Raw genomic sequence first — 18,834 nt, forward strand, 5'->3', positions numbered from 1 at the left:
GGTAATTGTAAGGCAGGGCGGGGAGTTTGGCAAGATTTTACCGCCTCCCTTGACAAGCGGCGGGACTGCTGTAGAATGGACTTGAGGCTACAGGTCCTCGTTCCCGTTCCGCCTCCGGGCGGGCGGTTCCAATTTCGGCTTGATTTAACTTATGGCAAAAGAAAAGAAGGAAAAGGCGGCGGAGCCTTCACACAAGCGCAAGAACGGCGCGCCGGATGCGTCCGGGGAGATTACGCTTGACGACCTGCGCAAAAAACCCAACAGCGAACTTGTGAAGATGGCGACCGAGGCGGGCGCCGGCGACACCACCGTGATGTCGCGCCACGACCTTGTTTACGCCATCATGCGCTCAACAAGCGGGCGCGAGGACGGCTCAATAATTTCGGAGGGCGTTCTTGAGATGCTGACCGAGGGATACGGATTTCTGCGCTCGCCGAAAAACAGCTACCTGTTCGGCCCCGATGATGTGTATGTGTCAAAATCGCAGATTCGCTCCGCCGGTCTCAAAACCGGAGACACGGTCAAGGGGCAGGTCCGCCTTCCCAGAGAGGGCGAGAAAAACCTTGCGCTTTTGAAAATAGATTCCGTCAACGGTGAAGACCCCGCCAGATGCAACGAGCGGATTCCGTTTGAAAATCTGGTCCCGCTCCACCCGGAGCAGCGGCTCAACCTTGAGCACAACGCCAAGGAGTTCAGCACGAGGGTTTTGAACCTGTTCGTTCCCGTCGGGCTCGGGCAGAGGGCTATGATAGTCGCCCCGCCGAGAACGGGAAAAACCATACTGCTCCAGCACATTGCCAACGGAATTACGGACAACCACCCCGATGTGAAACTCATCGTTCTTCTGATAGACGAGCGTCCCGAAGAGGTTACGGACATGCAGAGGTCGGTTGTGGGCGAGGTGGTGAGCTCAACCTTTGACGAGCCGCCCAAACGCCATATTCAGGTTGCGGACATGGTTCTTGAAAAAGCGAAGCGGTATGTGGAGCAGGGCAGGGACGTGGTCGTTCTGCTGGACAGCCTGACCCGCCTTGCGCGCGCGAGCAACACCGTGACTCCCGCGAGCGGAAGGGTTCTTTCCGGCGGAATTGAGGCAAACGCCCTCCAGAAGCCCAAGAGGTTTTTCGGGGCGGCGAGAAACACCGAGCAGGGGGGCAGCCTGACCATCATCGCCACCGCGCTCATAGACACCGGAAGCAGAATGGATGAAGTGATTTTTGAGGAGTTCAAGGGCACGGGCAATATGGAGTGCTACCTTGACAGAAAACTTGCGGACAGAAGGATCTTCCCCGCCGTGGAGCTTCAGCGCTCCGGCACGAGGAAAGAGGAGTTGCTTCTCAGCGAAGAGGAGCTCAACAGGGTGTGGCTGCTCCGCAAGATCCTGAACCCGATGAACACGGTTGACGCGATGGAGTTCCTGCTGGAAAAAATGCGCGGCACCAAAAACAACAAAGAGTTCCTGACCGGAATGAATCAGTAGGGGCGGGGCGCGCAACCGGCGCGAACATTGCTCACAGGTCTATAAAAACTGAACCGTTTTCCACCCGGACTTCCACCGTCTCAAGCGGCTCGGTGGCGGGCATGCAAAGGGCTTCCCCCGTTTCAACATTGAACTGCGCGCCGTGATAGGCGCAAGTGACAACCCCGCCGCTGAGGTCGCCGTCCGAAAGCGGCAGGTCCTGATGAGTGCAGCGGTCTATGAAGGCGCACATGCGCCCGTCCACATTGCAGACTGCCACCTCGTCAAAGCCGACCGTGAAGGATTTTATCTCTCCGGGGGCAATCTCCGATGAGTCCGCTATCTTCTTCATCAGCCGTTTTCAAGCGCGCGGTTAAACCACCGCTCGGACTCTTTCTCAACGAAATCCCTGACCGGTTCGGACCTCATAAGGGAGATGCTTTCGCCCGTAAATCCGCGCAGGATTACGGAGCGCGCCTCTTTTTCCGGTATGCCGCGCGAGCGCAGATAAAAAACCGAGTCCTCATCCATCTGTCCGATGGTCGCCCCGTGGGTGCATTTCACATCATCGTTGTATATCTCAAGCTGGGGCTTGGTGTCTATGCGGGCGGCGTCCGACAGCAGAAGGTTGCGGTTTGTCTGCTTGGCGTCCGTCTTGACCGCGCCCTTATGGACGACTATGCGCCCGTGAAAAACCCCGCGCCCCTTTTCGTTCAGAACGCCGTTGTAAATCTGCCTGCTCCCGCAGTGCGGCGCGGCGTGCTCAACCTTCATAAAGTTGTCCATGTGCCGGTTGCCGTCCGGCATGAAAAGCCCGTTTATGATTGAGTCGCAACCCCGCCCGGCGAGAACCGGGTGGACGTTGTTCCTCACTATGCGCCCGCCGGCGAGAACCGAGTGCGAGCGCGCGTTGGAGTCTCTCTCCTGCGTCATGTTGAGCGTTGACACGTGGACGCCGCCGGTGTTTTCAAACTCAAGGCGGTAGTGCTCCACATCCCCGCCCTCGCCGATAAACACCTCCGACAGATTGTTTGAGAGGCAGTTTCCGTCATCGGCTGAAATGTAATGCTCAACCACCGCCGCGCGCGCCCCGTCGCCCGCCACTATCAGGTTTCTTGCCGCCGTTACCGAGGGGGTGTCTCCCGCGCTTGATATGTGAACAATGTAAACGGGTTCTTTTTCCGTTTTTCCCTCCGGTATCAGCACAAACGCGCCGTCCTCAAAAAGCGCCGTGTTCAGCGCGGTGAAAAATTCGGTTTTGCAGTCCGACAAACTTCCGAGCCGCCGCGCCACCTCGCCGCCGTGCTTTTTCGCCGCCGCAGACAGCGGCAGGACGGCGGCGGTTTCCGTCTCGCGCGGGGATGACAGGGCGGGGGCGAAAACGCCGTTCACAAAAACAAGCGCGGGCGCGCCGAGCCCCTTTATCAGGCGGTCGTCAAAACCTTTCCCCTTAAGCCCGCCGTTTGCCGCAGGCAGTTTGTAGCCCGCCTTTTCCACCGGCGCGAGATTGGTAAAACGCCAGTCTTCGTGGCGGACGGACGGGAACTCAATGCCCGCCACCGCGCGCGCGGCGTCTTTTCTGATGTTGTCAAAAACCTCTATCCCCGTGTCCGGGGCGGCGTTGCACAGGGTTGCTATGCCGTTGTTTTCAGCCATCGCTCAGCCCGTCTCCCCGACCCATCCGTAGCCCTTGCTCTCAAGTTCAAGGGCGAGTTCCTTGCCGCCGGATTTTACTATCTTCCCGTCCGCCATCACGTGAACAAAGTCCGGCACGATGTATTCAAGAAGCCGCTGGTAGTGTGTGATGATGATGAAAGACCGCTCCGGCGAGCGCATTGCGTTCACTCCGTCCGCCACGATTTTGAGGGCGTCTATGTCCAGCCCGGAGTCGGTTTCATCAAGCACGGCGAGGTGCGGCTCAAGGATTTGCATCTGAAAAATTTCGTTTCTTTTCTTCTCGCCGCCCGAAAAGCCCTCGTTGACGGGACGCGACAGAAATGAGTCGTCTATGCCTAGGCCGCCCATTTTCTCTTTTGCGAGTTTTGAAAACTCCACGTGCTTTACGGGCTTTTCCCCTCTGGACTTTCTGATGGAGTTCAGCCCCTCCCGCAGCAGGTATGCGTTGGAGACTCCCGGAATTTCAATGGGGTATTGAAAAGCCATGAACATCCCCGCCGCCGCGCGCTCCTCCGGCTCCATTTCAAGCAGGTCTTCCCCCCGGAATGCGACCGAGCCGCCCGTAACCTCGTAGGAGTCCTTGCCCGCGAGGATTTGCGAGAACGTGCTTTTGCCAGAGCCGTTGGGGCCCATTATGGAGTGTATCTCCCCCGCGCCCACCGTCAGGGAAATTCCCTTCAGGATTTCCTTTTCGCCGACCGAGGCGCGCAAGTCTTTTATTTCAAGCATCTTTTTTCTCCCGTTGTCAGGTATGGATTTTGTGCCCCGCCGGAACGTTACCCAACGCTCCCCTCAAGGCTGACGCTCAGCAGTTTTTCCGCCTCAACGGCGAACTCAAAGGGCAACTCCTTGAAAACTTCCTTGCAGAATCCGTTCACAATCAGTGAAACGGCGTCTTCGGCGGAAAGCCCGCGCTGCTGGCAATAAAATATCTGGTCTTCGCCTATCTTTGACGTGGACGCCTCGTGCTCCATCTGCGCCGTTGAATTTTTGACCTCTATGTAGGGAAAGGTGTGCGCCCCGCAGCGGTCGCCGATAAGCATGGAGTCGCACTGGGTGTAGTTGCGCGCCCGCTCCGCCCCCGCGCCTATCTCAACCAGCCCCCGGTAGGTGTTCTGCCCCTTACCGGCGGAAATGCCCTTTGACACTACGGTGCTGCTGGTGTTTTTGCCGAGGTGGATCATCTTTGTTCCCGTGTCCGCCTGCTGCATTCTGTTGGCGAGCGCGACCGAATAAAACTCCCCGACCGAGTTGTCTCCCTTGAGCACGCAGCCCGGATATTTCCAGGTGATGGCGGAGCCGGTTTCCACCTGCGTCCATGAAATATGCGAGTTCGCTCCCTCGCACAGCCCGCGCTTGGTAACAAAATTGTATATGCCGCCCCTGCCCTCTGCGTCTCCGGGATACCAGTTCTGAATGGTTGAGTATTTTATTGTCGCATCGTCAAGCGCAACCAGTTCAACCACCGCCGCGTGAAGCTGGTTCTCGTCCCTCATGGGGGCGGTGCAGCCCTCAAGGTAGCTCACGTAACTTCCCTTTTCCGCCACTATGAGGGTGCGCTCAAACTGGCCGGTGTTCTCCGCGTTGATTCTGAAGTAGGTTGAAAGCTCCATCGGGCAGCGCACGCCCTCCGGCACGTAAACGAAAGAGCCGTCCGAGAAAACCGCCGAGTTGAGCGCGGCAAAAAAGTTGTCTCCCCTCGGAACGACCGAACCGATGTATTTCCGGACCAGTTCGGGATGCTCTCTCACCGCCTCGGACATGGAGCAGAATATGACCCCCTCTTCAGCGAGTTTCTCCTTGAAGGTGGTTACCAGGGAAACGCTGTCAAAAACCGCGTCAACCGCAACCGGCGCGGTTTCCTTTACTCCCGCGAGCATCTTTTGCTCTTCAAGCGGAATGCCCAGTTTTTCGTAGGTCTCCCGTATCTCCGGGTCTATGTCGTCCAGGCTTTCCGGCGCGTCCCCGCTTTTGGGCGCGGCGTAGTAACTTATGGCGTTGTAGTCAATCGGCGGATAACTGACGTTTGCCCAGCGCGGCTCTTTCATCTTCTTCCACTGCCGGTAGGCTTCCAGACGCCACTCAAGCATCCACTCCGGCTCGTCCTTCTTTGCGGAGATGAAGCGGACGATATCCTCTCCAATCCCCGTTGGGGCGACTTCCTGCTCAACATCGGTGGAAAATCCGTATTTGTATTCCCGCCGGGCCAGTTCTTCAAAATCAACGCTCATGTCCGTTTCCTCTTTTTATTTTTGTCCGTCAGGCTCTCAAGGCTGATTCTCTGGAGCGTTTTAAGCATCTCTATCTGAATCTTGTCCCAGACGGCTATCTGTGTGCAGTCCTGATACAGGGCGCACGGGCCGTCTTCGTTCATGCAGTCAATTATGTGTATCTCCCCCTCAATCGCCTCATACACGTCCCGGAGGTTCAACTCGGCGGGGTCGCGGGCGAGCATGTAGCCGCCGGCGGGGCCGCGCCCGGAGCGCACTATGCCGCTTTTGACCAGCCGCCCCATGATTTTTGCCAGATACTTGTCCGGCACGTGGCGGCTTTCGGATATCTCCCTTATGCCGCACCTTCTGTCGGGATTGTTGCCCATGTGCGTCAGCGAACGTATTGCGTAATCAAGCGCCTTGCTTACCTGCATAACTTAACCTTTCCGGTCTGACACTAACGCAGGGAGTCCAATTTTTCAAGCGTCCGCCGCGCCAGCGCCTCCGCCGCGCGGGCGTCTGATATTACTGTGTCCGCCACCAGCGCGGCAATTCCCTCCTTCTCTATCAAGGGGGCGTATGAGGCGTCCGTCCTGTCAATGACCATAAGGCTCAGAAAATCGGCGTACATGCGCGCCACCCCCAGCGGCGACACCTCGTGCCCCTGCGCCCTCATCAGGCGGTCGGCGGGGCCCTTGAGCGCGCGGCCCCCCACTATGGGGCTTATCGCCGCGACCGGCGCGCGCGCCTCCCTGACCGCCTCCCTCACTCCCGGCACTCCGAGGACGGGCCCCACGCTGATAACCGGATTGCTCGGGCAGATGATTATTTTTTCCGCGTCCCGTATCGCCTCCGCAACGCCGGGGGCGGGCGCGGCGGTTTCAATCCCCCGAAACCGCACTCCCAGCGGGCGCGGCTTCATGCGCCGCCGTATGTAGTATTCCTGAAAGTGCATCTCGCCCCCGCCGGTGTCAATCCAGGTCTCCACGCGGGCATCCGTCATCGGAAAAACCTCCGCCTTTGAGTCCGCCCCCAGCCGCCGCGATATTTCACGGGTCGCCCCGGAAAGCGTCTTTCCCTCCGCAAGCATCCGTGTTCTCAGTATGTGGACGGCGAGGTCTCCGTCGCCGATGTTGAACCACGCCTCCTCCCCCAGCGCGCGGAGCGACCCGATAAAATTGAAACTGTCGCCGCGAATTCCCCAGCCCTTTTTTTTGTCAACCAGCCCGCAAAGCCAGTAGATAACGGTGTCAATGTCGGGCGATATGTTGAGCCCCCACAGCCGGATGTCGTCCGCCGTGTTGACAATAACGGACGGCTTTTCCCCGTCCGCCGCAAGCGCAAGACCCTTGAGAAATTTGCCCGCGCCGACCCCGCCTCCGAGAGAGGTAATCATTTTCTCCGGGAAGCATATATGAAAAAGTTTCCGTTGCGGGGTTTTTTCGGTATACAATAGAAGCCGAGGTTGGGCTTGGCGCACGGTTATGGGCACGGGCCTGAAAGAAAACAGAAACTCCTGGGTCGCGCGGACAATAGTAACATTGCTCGCGCTCACATTCATTGTGGGTCTCGGATACACGGGCGGCTTCGGCGGCGGCCCCTCCGCGGGCGTAGCCGTAACCGTCAACGGCGACTCCGTTCCCTTTTCCTATTACCGGCTCATACGCCAGAGCGTCTACAACTCGCAGACCGCCGATGCGGACAGGGTTACCCTTGAGATGCAGGACGGGATAACCCGCTTTGCGCTCGCCGTCATAGTTGAGCGCAAACTGCTTGCCCAGAAGGCGCGCGAGATGGGCCTCCGCGTACCGGACTCAAGCATTCGCGACGCCGTAGTAACCAACCCCTCCTTTCAGCTGGACGGCGAGTTTGCGGGGGCGGACTACTACAGGCGGGTGGTTGAGAGCGCAATGGGCATGACGGTCTCCCAGTTTGAAGACGCGCTCAGAGACGAACATCTGGCTTCAAGAATGCTGGAGATTGCGCGCGCCTCCTCCGGCGCGACCGAACTTGAAGTGGAAACCGTTATTGAGGCCGCGGGAAACGCGGCGACTGACGAGTTCAGGGAAAGCGCGCGCACGGACATGGAACAGGAGGCGGAGAGGGGAGTGCGGGTTATTTCCTGGTGGGTTGGCGAACTCCGCTCCGGAGCGGACATTGAGGTCAACGAGGAGATTTTACGTTGAGGATAACATCAATTGAACTGACCGGCTTCAAGTCGTTCCACCGGAAGACGCGGCTTGAGTTTCACAAGGGCTCAAACGGCATTGTGGGACCCAACGGGTGCGGAAAGTCAAACGTCATAGACGCCGTAAGGTGGGTCATCGGCGAGCAGAACCCGCGCATGCTGCGCGCGGGCTCAATGGAAGACCTTATCTCGGACGGGACGGTTTCCCTCAAGCCCGTGGGAATGGCGGAGGTTGTGATGACGCTTGCCGATGTGCCCGGAGCGGGTTTCGGCGAGGTTTCCATCACGCGCCGCTACTTCCGGGACGGCGAGAGCCGGTATCTCATCAACGGGACGGCGTGCCGCCTCAAAGACATTGTTGACATCTTCACCGACACCGGCGCCGGGGCGCGCGCGCACTCCATCATAGGGCAGGGCGAGGTTGAGGGGTTTGTGATGTCCAAGCCGGAGGAGAAACGCCGCCTCATAGAGGAGGTCGCCGGCATTGTGCGCTACAAGGACAAGAGAAAGGAGACGCACACCCGCCTGAAACAGACCGAGGAAAACCTGACGAAAGTCCGCGCCCTTGCCCGCGAGGCGGACAGAAGAAAAGAGAATTTGAGGCGGCAGGCGGAGCAGGCGGAAAAACTGAACGAGATAACGGGCGAGGCGGCGCGCCTTGAGATTGCGCTGCTGGGGGCGCAGAAACTGGAGAGTGAAGGCAAACTGCGCGAGACTTCCGCCTCAAGGGAGGACGCCGCAAAAGCGGTGGCGGCCGCCGGCGCCGAGAGAAGTTCCGCCCTTGAACGGCTGAAGTCGCTTGAGGCGCGGGCGCAGGCCCTTGAGGAGGAAGTCTCCTCGGCGGACACCGGCATTCTTGCCGTGAGGGAGCGGATAAACGGCGAGGTGTCGCGCAGGGAGATATATGCGGGGCGCAAGGCGGACATGGACGCCCTCACGGGCAGGCTTGAAAGCGAGAAACTCGCGCTTGAGACGCAGGCGGCGGACATTCGCGGACAGGTCGCAACCGCCCGGCGGGAGGCGGAAAAATCGCTTGAGCGTCTCTCCGCCGCCCGGCGCGAGATCGGGGACGCCGAGAATGAAATGGAGGCGATACACTCCGCCCCGTCTCCCGACACGGGGGGGATTGAGGAGGTTCGCGAGAGGTTTTTCTCCGCCGTTGAGCGGTGCGACAAGGCAGGGGCGCGCTACAGGGAGCTTACCGGCGAGGCGTTGCGGCTGAGCGGCCGCTGCGAGGATTTGACCGGGCGGAAAAACGATCTGGTTGAGGAAAAAGAGCGTCTTTCCGAGCGGCGCGGGGAGTTTTCATCACAGATAGCCGAAGCGCGCAAAGAGCGCGAGCGGGCGGAGAGCAAGAGAAAGGAGATAGAGGGCGGCATCGGCTCTCTCGGCGATGAGCATGAGAAACTGCGCGCCGAGGCGGCGGAGATGAAGGAGCGTCTCGGCGGAAGCCGGTCGCGCCTTGCCGAACTTTCAAACATACAGAAATCGTTTGAGTGGCTTCCCGAATCGTCAAGAAAACTGCTGCTTGAAGGCGGGCCCGGCGGCGCGCTGGGGGTTTTGTCCGATTACGCCGAAGTTCCCGCAAAATACGCAAAGGCGTTTGAGGCGGCTCTGGGCGAGCGGCTGGGCTGGATAGTTGTCGGCACGGGGAAAGACGCGCAGAGGGCGATAGGAAAACTGCGCGAGAGCAAAGCCGGGCGGGCGACCTTTGTCCCCGCGACCGCAAAGGGCGGCGGCGGAAAGGTTTCGCCTCCACGCGGGGCGCGCCTGATATCCGAAGTGGTCAAAGCGCGGGGCGACGGCGGCGAGGTTATTGCAAATCTGCTTGCCGGTGTCTGCGTGGTTTCAGACCTTGCCGCCGCGTTTGAGTGCGCGGAGAATTCCAAGGGGCTTTCGTTTGCCACCCTTGAGGGGGATTTTCTTGACGTCTCCGGCGCGGTTTGCGGCGGCTGGATGACGGGCGGCGTGTTTGAGAGGAAGTCTGAAATAGAGCGGCTTACGGCGGAGATTCCCGTCCTTGAGGCGGACATAGCGAAAAAACTTGAGGAGGCGGGCGGCTTTGAGGCGCGCATGGAGGACTTGAAGTCCGAGATGGCGTCTCTGGACGAGAGCATACAGACGGCGAGGGCGCAGCTCGGCTCGCTTGAGCGCGACCTTGGGGAGTTCAACTTCTCCATAGAGGGCAAGGAGGCGAAACTCAAAGAGATAGATGCGGAGATTGCCGCCGCAACCGGGGAACTTGAGAAGAAAAACGCCCTTGCCGCAGAGTGCCGCGATGAATTTGAGCGGCTTACGGCGGAGAGGGACGGCCAGAAAGAGTTGCTCGGCGAGTTTGAGGCGAGAAACACCGAGATTGAGGAGCGCGGCAGCGGCATTGCCGGAAGGATAGGCGACCTCAAGGTTGAGATGGCATCCCTTGAACAGGGAAGGGAGGGCTCTTTGCGCGAGGCGGAAAGCCTTGCCGTGCGTGAAAAGGAGATAACCGCGCGCCTTGCGGAGATAACTCAGGAGATGACAGACCGGGCGCGCGAGCGGGCGGAGATGGACGAGACGGCGGCGGGGGCGGGGCGGACAATAGAGCGGCTTGAGAAGGAGCTTGAGGAAAAACGCGCCGGGGCGGACGGAGTCCGTGAGAGCCGGGGCGGAGTGATGTCTCAGGCAAATGAGTTGCGCGAGCGACTTGCGGAACTGGAAAAGCGGCTGGAAGAGGCGCGGTCGCGGAGCGCCGATGTTGAGGTGGGCATCAAAACTATGGAGAACAACATAGAGTATCTGTCCGGCGAGATGGACGAGGCGGCGCGCAAGCACGGCGTTGAGATACCCGGAGAGGATGAACTCCGCGCAGTGGACATAGACAAAACAAAGACGGAGTTTGAGGCGGTGAAGGGGCGGATAGAGCGTTTCGGCCTTGTGAACCTGCTTGCGCCCGATGAGTATGAGGAGGCTTCAAAAGAGCACGGTTTTCTTGAGACTCAGATAGAAGACCTTGAGAAGTCGGCGGATTCGCTCAAAAAGTCCATATCACGGCTTGACCGCGAGAGCGCGGAGAAGTTTACGGCGGCGTTTGAGGAGGTTGACCTGAAATTCCGCGAACTGCTGCCCACACTTTTCAGCGGCGGGGAGGGGCGGCTGGTTATGACAGACCCGAATGACCCCATTGAGACGGGCGTGGATATAGTGGTGAAGCCCGGCGGCAAGAAGGCGCAGAGTATGAGCCTGCTTTCCGGCGGTGAAAAGGCGCTTTCCGCGATAGCGTTCATAATTTCCTCGTGCCTTGTGCGCCCGCTTCCGTTCATCATTCTTGATGAGATAGACGCCCCGCTTGACGATTCAAACACGGGGCGGTTTGCCTCGTTGATAGGGGAGATTTCCCGCAACTCGCAGACGATTATCGTTACCCACAACAAAACGACAATTTCCGATGTTGACGCGCTTATAGGGATAACCTCAAGCAAGGCGTCAAACTCGGCGGTTGTGTCGGTGGATTTGGCGAAGGCGGTTTGAAACACTCCAAGTTTGCCTACGGGCTGAACTTTCAATACAATCATCTCCGGATTTGGCGAGGAGCCGAACAATGCCGGGCATAGTTGAAAAACTTCAAACTTTTGTGGAAAAGACTTTCAAGACCACACTGGAAGTTTTTCTTGAAGCATTAAAACTTAGCCCGAACGCTCAAGGTTATGTAAGCGGTTCCATAACAGAGTTGCTTCTCAAGGAAAAACTGGAAAGCCTCGGAGTGGAAGTAAGAAGAATCAGGGAAAAGTGGGAAGGCAAGAAACATCACAATCATCATGGCGATTTCTATTTTAGACTGCGGGAGGGAAGCTCATGGTATGTTCTTGAGTCCAAGGGCGTCAAGTCTAACACTGAACAATGGCACAAACTTTATAATCTAAATCGCCTTAGGAAGTTTTTGTATCATAACAAAGAAATAATAAACTGGATTGATATTGGTCAGCCAGTAGAACCGCAGATTGAGCGCTGGACTGAACAAAATCTTCCGGAGATGATCAGCGGCAAGTATTCAACCGACTTATACTCTTATGAGGAAATTCAAGATTACTTGAAAAATCCGCCGAAGAGAGAAACTGGCAAATTGATAAACATGCGAACACTTGAGCAATATACCCGTGATGAAATTGACAATATGCTTCAGGAAAGACTTCAATATCTTATGAATAAGATTATGGTGCTTGAGACGCATTTTGTGTCGGGAACATCGGGGTCCAGCGCCAGAACGCAAGCCACTCCGCTCAAGGATGAATTCAACTTAATTTCCGTTGACATAGTTCTCCGATACAGTGAACACAAGTTTCTTTTTGTCAATCCGAACCATCTGGAGTCTTCTGAAAAAGATTCCAATCATCTCCAACAAAACTATGTAATGGGATTTGTTTTTCCTCAGTCTGACGGCTCAATGAAGATAGACCTTGCCGAGGATTGGCAGGAAGATTTTATTGAAGCCTGCGAAACCTTGGACAAAAAAGATGCGGTCAGGGAAACCGATATGCAAGTGGACAAAAGGAGAATTGTAGTTGAATCTTAACCTTGAGAACAGAGATTTTGCCTCTTTGGTTTCCAAACCGGAACTTTTCAGGGATGACAATCTCTTGAAGCGGTTTGAGGAGATACATGATTGTATTTACGCCAATGACGGATTGTCTTCACAGCAAACTCTTGAAGAGGTGGTCAAACTTCTTTTCGTCAAGTTTTATGACGAGAGAAACGGCAATAAAGAGTTTTATATTTCACCGGATGAAACAGGGGAACTTGAGCGGTCTTCTTTATCCTTGAGTTTGCGGAAAAGGCTTTCCCTGTTGCTTCAAAGAACCAAAGAAGAGTTTGGAGATGTTTTTGAATCGGATGATAAGATAGGGCTGTCCGATCTTTCACTGGGTTTTGCGGTCCTTAAACTTCAATCCGTTTCGCTTTCCGCTTCTTCTTCGGACGCGCAAGGTTTGGCATTTCAGAAGTTTCTTTCTCACCATGAGAAGGGCGGCAGGGGGCAATTTTTTACTCCGGAGCCCATTGTTGATTTTTGTGTTGATATTTTGCAGCCTGAGCCCTCGGATTTGATTGCGGATCCCGCATGCGGAAGCGGAGGCTTCCTGATTTCTTCTTTGAGGTATATTGAATCAAGACACGGAGATGCCGATGTCAGGGAAATCATATCCGGCAATTTATTCGGGTTTGACATTAACAAGAGCGTTGCCCGTATGGCAAAGATGAAGTTATTGCTGGAATCCAATGCCAAAACCAATATAGGTTGCCTTAATTCACTTACGGCCCTTGATGGGAAAAGTCCGGCAAATCTGTGTTCTTTGAGCAAGGATTCTTTTGACGGCTTTGATATTATATTGACCAACCCGCCTTTCGGAGGGAAGATAACAAACAGGGAAGTCCTTGTTAACTACGATCTTGGTTACAAATGGTCGGGGTCAAATGATGCGTATTATAAAACCAACACATTGAGAAATTCTCAATCCACCGAGGCTTTGTTCATAGAAAAGTGTTTGAAACTTCTCAAAGAAAGAGGGCGGATGGGCATAGTGTTGCCTAACGGGTATTTTGAAAGCCCTTCATTGCAGTATCTGAGATCTTACATAAAACAGGTTGCCAATATCATGGCAATTGTCAAACTGCCCGAAGATGCTTTTATTCCTTATGGAACAGGAGTTAAAACATCGCTTTTGTTTGTTGAAAAGAAAGGCAAAAGAAACAAGAAAAGTTCTTCCGTTTTCTTTGGCAAAATAAATAAACTCGGCTATCAGGGAAACAAAAACGGAACCCCTGTTTACAAGAAGGATCAATACGGTATGGATTTGAAAAATGAGAAAGGGGACTTGCTGATAGATGAGGACTTTTCCGTTGTTGTCGGGGATTACAAGTCCTTTCAGAAGCAAAACCATATTGAAACGGAACATTCTTTTTCAGTTGACGCTGAAAGTCTGAACGGAAGGTTTGATTATAATTTTTACTCACCGCGCAACCGCCATATAATAAGCATTCTTGAGACAAGCAGGAGTGTTAAACTCGGCGATGTGGTGGAAGTTGTAAAGACAAAGAGTAAAAAGTTGAATGATTCCGACAGAAAGGTTGAGTATGTAGAGTTGTCGGATATTGACACAAATTTCTTTGCCATTGTCAATTCAACTTCTTACAGGGTGCATGAACTGCCGAGCAGGGCTTCTTTTGAGTTGAAAGCGGGCAATATCATTACGGCGATTGCGGGGAATTCCGTAGGCACAAGGAAACATGCCACAGCTTTGGTAACGGAAGAACATGAAGGGTGTATTTGTAGCAACGGCTTTAGGGTTTTCTCCAACTTTAAGATCAATCCTTACTACCTGCTTTACTTTATGAAGAGCGAGATGTTTTTGAAGCAGATGAATATCTACAGAACCGGCGCGGCGATTCCAAATGTTTCAGATACTGATTTATTAAACATACTCATAGACTTGCCGGAAGATAGTGTTGTTGAGCAAATTGGTAGGAAGGTTCAAGAGTCGCTTGGTTTGGCACAGGAATCGAGAAAAGTGTTTGAAAGTATAGATGCCCACAATGAACGAAAGATATTATGATTGATTTGTGCGAGGCATATAGATTTTATGTCTGAGTTTGTACTTTATATTGAAGGCTTTTTAGGTTCTCTAGAACCTGTATTGCGGCATCTAGACCCTTCACTTTTTCAGAATGTTATTATCGGTATTCTGGCGATTTTCATTCCGTTTGCCATTGTTCTGCTCACTGATATTTTAGGTTCTAATGAGCCAAGTAGTGAGTTTGAGAAGATGGTTTTGACTGAGGAAGTCTTTGGTATTAAGAATCTTTTTTGGTTTTCTGTAGGTGGGATTTCTTTCTTTTCTTTTTTTGCCGACGAGAAAGAAAGTGTATCTATTTATGAAAAATTATTTGTGATTACAATTGCTGCGTTCTTGATTTGGTTGTTCTGGAAATCTTTCAGGAGGGTTTTGCGTTTCTCAGAGGGCTATAAGTATGAGTTTAAGATTAGTTTTTTGCAGAGTCTTAGGTTGCCTAAATCTTTGTATTTTGATAACAAATCAATTAAAGATAAGATTTTGAAATCATGGAGTTCTTTTTGGATGGAAAAAACTGTCGAAAATGAACGAAGTTTTACAAAAATTTTTTCAAAACACATTGATGATGCTATCAATTACAAAGAATTTGATCTCGCCGTGAACCTTTCTCAGTGTTATAAAGACAATTTTGAAAAGAGGAATCTTTTCCATGTAGGGTTTGTATTATTGCCAAAGATTTTAGAATGGACAGAAAAAATATGGAATGAAGAACAAGAGCAGAAGCGATTGAAACACCATTCGGGGAATGACCTTTCTTTCTATGAATCAAGAAAGGGGCGAATGCATTTTCAAACCAAACTGTTTCCTCATGTCGTGCGCTCATTGATTGTTGATTCTTACACATCCAACTCATTCTTTGAAGATTTTAAGAAACATATAGAGAATAAAGAAAGAGAATGGGAAGCCTCTAGCAATCTTATATGGAAGAGGGAATGTGAAAGTTACATCAAATTGTTTCTTCAAGTTTTCTTTAAAGAGTTTTTTGATTTAATGATAGATGGAAAGAATTTATCTTTTAAATCTTTGAGGGTTTTTGACGAAGATTTTCCTGAAGAATGGAAAATAACTGATAGTAATTCTGGAAACAGAATTTCAAAAGAAGTACTAAATAATTTTATTCAATGGGGGCGCACAAGGCGAAACAGAGTGCTTGTAGATGTTAGCGGGCTTTTCCCCAATGTCGCTTCAGATCTTTTTTCTGATTTTTTAAGTATGTTTTTCAGCTATACAACGAAAGATGCAATTACAAGAGATCAGGAGTTCTTTCTCTCGCGTGTCTATTCCTCTTGGGGGAATTCAAACGAAGAAGCAAGAAGGCGAAGAATTCAAGAAGAAGAACAAGAGGAAATAAGAGAATCTATACATATCATTTTCAACTATTTTTCTGTTTCTTGGAAGCCGCTTATGGTTACAAGAGATGATGTTGACAAAGAATGTTCCAAATGGAATGAATGTTCGGAGGAACGAAAAAAAGAAATCTTTGACAGTATAAGAAGGAAAAACTTGAAAAGATTATTAGAGGAGCTAGATGGCAATCAAGAAATCAAAAAACTCTGTGAACAGAAAGAATCTTATGAGGCGAGAAGGAAAGGATTTGTTAGACTTGTTAACCTATTGTTAGATAGCCTTTCACTGGCATCTGTACCTGAATGACTTTTCTTCATGTCTTATTTTCAATGTCTTATCCTAATTGACTAACACCTTGGACACACTCACACTCTCTAAAATTAGCCCTTCCCAAAAGACTCAACTTCTTTTTTGTCTCATGGTTGTCCCCCAACATCTGGCGAGTAAGCCGATAAGCCCTTTCCAGTCTTTGTATAGCCAACGCTATACTTCCTCTAAGTTTACAGATTTCCAAATTGCCAATCAGCACAGGAACTTATCAAAATTATACTTGGTCGCTACTTGGTCGCTTACTTAGTCACTAATCTCCGCACAATCTGCGGAGATTAGCGCATCCGCCGCTTTCCCGCCGTCCCTTCCCCCTCTCCCCGTGTGATAAACTATCCCTCAATGCTCAGTGATATCTTCAAAAAGATAGTCGGGACCAGCAATGACAGGCGGGTGCGGCGCATGTATTACGTTGTGGGGAAAGTGAACGCGCTTGAGGGGGATGTTTCGGCTCTTTCAAACGCGCAGATAGCCGAAAAAACCGCCGGTCTGCGCTCCCGTGTTTCCGGTTCGGAATCTCAGGACAGCCTGAACAAAACACTTGACGAAATCATGCCCGAAGCGTTTGCCCTCGCCCGCGAGGCGGCGCGCCGGGCGGTGGGGATGAGACACTTTGATGTGCAGATAATCGGCGCGATGGTGCTTCACCGGGGAGAGGTCGCCGAGATGAAAACCGGAGAGGGAAAAACCCTTGTCGCCGTTCCCGCCCTGTATCTGAACGCGCTTGCGGGAAAAGGCGCGCATCTGGTAACCGTTAATGACTACCTCGCCGGCAGAGACGCCCTGTGGATGGGAGCGGTTTACAAACTGCTGGGACTTGAGACGGGGGTGGTAACCGCGGGCGGCTCATACCGCGTGGAATGGGAAGACCCCGCCGCCGCAGAAGACGCCGTAAGCGGCAACCTTTCCGTGTGGGAGGGCGAAGTCTCCGAAAAACCGGAAAGCAGTAATTCCGCCGTTGCGGAGGCTCTCAAAACAACCCTTGCCCCGTGCGAAAAGAAAGAGGCGTACGCATGCGACATCACCTACGGGACAAACAATGAATTCGGCTTTGACTACCTCAGAGACAACATGGGCTTTTCGCTTGACGAATACACACAGCGCGACCACTTCTTCGCCATCGTTGACGAGGTGGACAGCATCCTCATAGACGAGGCGCGCACGCCGCTGATAATCTCGGGACCTTCGGGAACTTCAACGGACATTTACCGCAAAATAGACAGGGTGGTTCAGCCCCTTTCCCCCGGCGGCGACTTTTCGGTTGACGAGAAAAACCGCCGGGCGGAACTCACCGAGGAGGGCATCTCAAAGGTTGAGTCCGCGCTGGGGGTTGCAAACCTCTACGACCCCGCAAACCTTGAGACGCTTCACTGCGTCGGGCAGGCGCTTCGGGCGCGCCATCTGTTTCACCGCGATGTGGACTACATGGTGAGAGACGGCAAAGTGGTGATTGTGGACGAGTTCACGGGGCGGCTTATGGAGGGGCGGCGGTGGAGCGACGGGCTGCATCAGGCGGTTGAGGCAAAGGAGAACGCCGATATAGAGCAGGAAAATCAGACGCTCGCCACCATAACGCTTCAGAACTATTTCAGAATGTATGAAAAACTCTCCGGCATGACGGGCACGGCGGACACCGAGGCGTTTGAGTTTGAGAAAATCTACGGGCTGGGCGTTACGGTCATTCCCACCCACAGAGAGATGGTGCGGCGGGATTTTGACGATGTGGTCTACCGCACCGCCGGGGAGAAAAACTCAGCGATTTGCGCCGAGGTCAAACAGATGAACGCCGAAGGCAGGCCCGTTCTTGTGGGCACGGCGTCAATAGAGCATTCCGAAACCATATCCGCGCTCCTGAACAAGGAGGGGATAGACCACCGGGTTCTCAACGCGAAGAATCACGCGCGGGAGGCGGAGATAGTGGCTCAGGCGGGCGCGAAGGGGGCGGTAACGATAGCGACCAACATGGCGGGAAGGGGAACGGACATTGTGCTTGGCGGAAATCCCGCCGACCGCGCCCGGAGGGAGGAGATTGTGAGCCTCGGCGGGCTTCATATAGTCGGCTCTGAAAGGCATGAGTCGCGCCGCATAGACAACCAGCTCCGGGGCCGCAGCGGGCGGCAGGGAGACCCGGGCTCGTCCCGTTTTTATATCGCGCTTGAAGACCCGCTTATGAGGATGTTTGCGTCCGAGAGGGTGGCGTCCATTATGGACATGGTGGGCTGGGAGGAGGGCGTTCCCCTTGAGCACGGGATGATGACGCGGGTCATAGAGTCCGCCCAGAAAAAGGTTGAGGGCAGAAACTTTGATATCAGGAAGCACCTTTTGGATTACGATGATGTTTTGAACACTCAGAGGGAGGTTATTTACAAACTCCGGCGTGAGATACTTGAGGGCGGCGAGGAGTTGAAGCGCAGTTTCGGCGGGGTGGTTTCCAAGGTTTGCGGGGAAATGCTGGAGGAGTTGCGCGCCGCCGGTGGCGGGGACAGGGAGGCGGTTATCCGCGAGGCGCAGAGTGTTTTCAATCTTCCGGAAGAGCCGGACGGGGAGGGGCTTGTGAAGGCGGTGGAGGACAGGCTCGCGGAAAAAGAGGCGGAACTCGGCCCCGAAGCGGCGGATGAGATACGCAGATTTGTCATGCTCCAGACGCTTGATGTGCTGTGGAAAGACCATCTGCTTGCAATGGATCATCTGCGGGAGGGGATAGGGTTTCGGGGATACGCGCAGAAGAACCCGCTTTACGAATACAAAAGCGAGGGTTTTGAGATGTTTTCAAATCTTGTCGCCACTTACGAGGAGGAGATTTGCACAAAGTTTTTCAGCATAAGGATAGCCCGCGGGGAGGATGTTCCCGACCTTGAGGCGGAAGCGCCGCGCGATGTGTTTTTGTCCTCCGGCGGCGAGCCCGCCCCCGCCCCTCAACCCGCCCCGCCCGTCCGCAGGTCGGCGGAAAAAGTGGGCAGGAACGACCCCTGCCCGTGCGGCAGCGGGAAGAAGTATAAGAAGTGTTGCGGGGGGTGAGGG

Annotated in this window: 13 protein-coding genes; 7 read left to right on the top strand and 6 right to left on the bottom strand. The window is 53.8% G+C overall.

Annotated features, from left to right (window positions below; genetic code table 11):
- Positions 1-229 precede the first annotated feature (229 nt).
- Positions 230-1,480: a transcription termination factor Rho gene (gene rho / locus OXF42_00720; GenBank protein ID MCY4046625.1), complete on the top strand. Its 1,251-nt coding sequence runs from the start codon at positions 230-232 to the stop codon at positions 1,478-1,480.
- 31 nt (positions 1,481-1,511) lie between these two features.
- Here the strand turns inward: rho and OXF42_00725 are convergent, their stop codons facing one another.
- From OXF42_00725 to cofD, 6 genes are read right to left on the bottom strand one after another with little or no spacing between them, the layout of a single operon-like run.
- The gene (locus OXF42_00725; protein ID MCY4046626.1) at positions 1,512-1,811 is read right to left on the bottom strand and encodes a non-heme iron oxygenase ferredoxin subunit; all 300 of its coding nucleotides are present in this window, start codon (positions 1,809-1,811) and stop codon (positions 1,512-1,514) included.
- Positions 1,811-3,115: a Fe-S cluster assembly protein SufD gene (gene sufD, locus OXF42_00730; protein ID MCY4046627.1), complete on the bottom strand. Its 1,305-nt coding sequence runs from the start codon at positions 3,113-3,115 to the stop codon at positions 1,811-1,813. Before sufD ends, OXF42_00725 begins: the two co-directional genes overlap by 1 nt.
- Positions 3,116-3,118: 3 nt before the next feature.
- Complete coding sequence (gene sufC, locus OXF42_00735) at positions 3,119-3,865, bottom strand: Fe-S cluster assembly ATPase SufC (GenBank protein ID MCY4046628.1); 747 nt, start codon at positions 3,863-3,865, stop codon at positions 3,119-3,121.
- Positions 3,866-3,912: 47 nt separating this feature from the next.
- Positions 3,913-5,367, bottom strand: a complete 1,455-nt coding sequence (gene sufB / locus OXF42_00740) for a Fe-S cluster assembly protein SufB (protein ID MCY4046629.1) — start codon at positions 5,365-5,367, stop codon at positions 3,913-3,915.
- Positions 5,364-5,783, bottom strand: coding sequence for an Rrf2 family transcriptional regulator (locus OXF42_00745; protein ID MCY4046630.1), 420 nt, complete (start codon positions 5,781-5,783; stop codon positions 5,364-5,366). Before OXF42_00745 ends, sufB begins: the two co-directional genes overlap by 4 nt.
- Before the next feature lie 23 nt (positions 5,784-5,806).
- Positions 5,807-6,745 (bottom strand): 2-phospho-L-lactate transferase, encoded by a 939-nt coding sequence (cofD, locus tag OXF42_00750; GenBank protein MCY4046631.1) that lies wholly within the window; start codon positions 6,743-6,745, stop codon positions 5,807-5,809.
- Between the two features lie 88 nt (positions 6,746-6,833).
- Between cofD and OXF42_00755 the strand changes: the two genes are divergently transcribed.
- From OXF42_00755 to secA, 6 genes are all read left to right on the top strand, one after another.
- Positions 6,834-7,535: a SurA N-terminal domain-containing protein gene (locus OXF42_00755; GenBank protein MCY4046632.1), complete on the top strand. Its 702-nt coding sequence runs from the start codon at positions 6,834-6,836 to the stop codon at positions 7,533-7,535.
- Entirely contained in the window at positions 7,532-11,044 is a 3,513-nt protein-coding gene (gene smc, locus OXF42_00760) for a chromosome segregation protein SMC (GenBank protein MCY4046633.1), read from the top strand. Before OXF42_00755 ends, smc begins: the two co-directional genes overlap by 4 nt.
- A 70-nt stretch (positions 11,045-11,114) precedes the next feature.
- Positions 11,115-12,086 (top strand): hypothetical protein, encoded by a 972-nt coding sequence (locus OXF42_00765; GenBank protein ID MCY4046634.1) that lies wholly within the window; start codon positions 11,115-11,117, stop codon positions 12,084-12,086.
- Complete coding sequence (locus tag OXF42_00770) at positions 12,076-14,121, top strand: N-6 DNA methylase (GenBank protein ID MCY4046635.1); 2,046 nt, start codon at positions 12,076-12,078, stop codon at positions 14,119-14,121. Before OXF42_00765 ends, OXF42_00770 begins: the two co-directional genes overlap by 11 nt.
- Positions 14,122-14,148: 27 nt before the next feature.
- Complete coding sequence (locus OXF42_00775; protein ID MCY4046636.1) at positions 14,149-15,792, top strand: hypothetical protein; 1,644 nt, start codon at positions 14,149-14,151, stop codon at positions 15,790-15,792.
- Positions 15,793-16,155: 363 nt separating this feature from the next.
- On the top strand, positions 16,156-18,831 hold the full coding sequence (gene secA / locus OXF42_00780; GenBank protein ID MCY4046637.1) for a preprotein translocase subunit SecA: 2,676 nt from the start codon (positions 16,156-16,158) through the stop codon (positions 18,829-18,831).
- The last annotated feature ends 3 nt before the right edge of the window (positions 18,832-18,834 follow it).

The sequence above is a fragment of the Candidatus Dadabacteria bacterium genome (assembly GCA_026708565.1).
GTDB lineage: Bacteria > Desulfobacterota_D > UBA1144 > Nemesobacterales > Mycalebacteriaceae > Mycalebacterium.

What these genes read in the sequence shown, in the direction of transcription:
- OXF42_00725 (MCY4046626.1), bottom strand. Translation starts at nt 1,811, where the DNA reads ATGAAGAAGATAGCGGACTCATCGGAGATTGCCCCCGGAGAGATAAAA.
- OXF42_00775 (MCY4046636.1), top strand. Translation starts at nt 14,149, where the DNA reads ATGTCTGAGTTTGTACTTTATATTGAAGGCTTTTTAGGTTCTCTAGAA.
- OXF42_00755 (MCY4046632.1), top strand. Translation starts at nt 6,834, where the DNA reads ATGGGCACGGGCCTGAAAGAAAACAGAAACTCCTGGGTCGCGCGGACA.
- cofD (MCY4046631.1), bottom strand. Translation starts at nt 6,745, where the DNA reads ATGATTACCTCTCTCGGAGGCGGGGTCGGCGCGGGCAAATTTCTCAAG.
- sufD (MCY4046627.1), bottom strand. Translation starts at nt 3,115, where the DNA reads ATGGCTGAAAACAACGGCATAGCAACCCTGTGCAACGCCGCCCCGGAC.
- secA (MCY4046637.1), top strand. Translation starts at nt 16,156, where the DNA reads ATGCTCAGTGATATCTTCAAAAAGATAGTCGGGACCAGCAATGACAGG.
- OXF42_00745 (MCY4046630.1), bottom strand. Translation starts at nt 5,783, where the DNA reads ATGCAGGTAAGCAAGGCGCTTGATTACGCAATACGTTCGCTGACGCAC.
- sufC (MCY4046628.1), bottom strand. Translation starts at nt 3,865, where the DNA reads ATGCTTGAAATAAAAGACTTGCGCGCCTCGGTCGGCGAAAAGGAAATC.
- sufB (MCY4046629.1), bottom strand. Translation starts at nt 5,367, where the DNA reads ATGAGCGTTGATTTTGAAGAACTGGCCCGGCGGGAATACAAATACGGA.
- OXF42_00765 (MCY4046634.1), top strand. Translation starts at nt 11,115, where the DNA reads ATGCCGGGCATAGTTGAAAAACTTCAAACTTTTGTGGAAAAGACTTTC.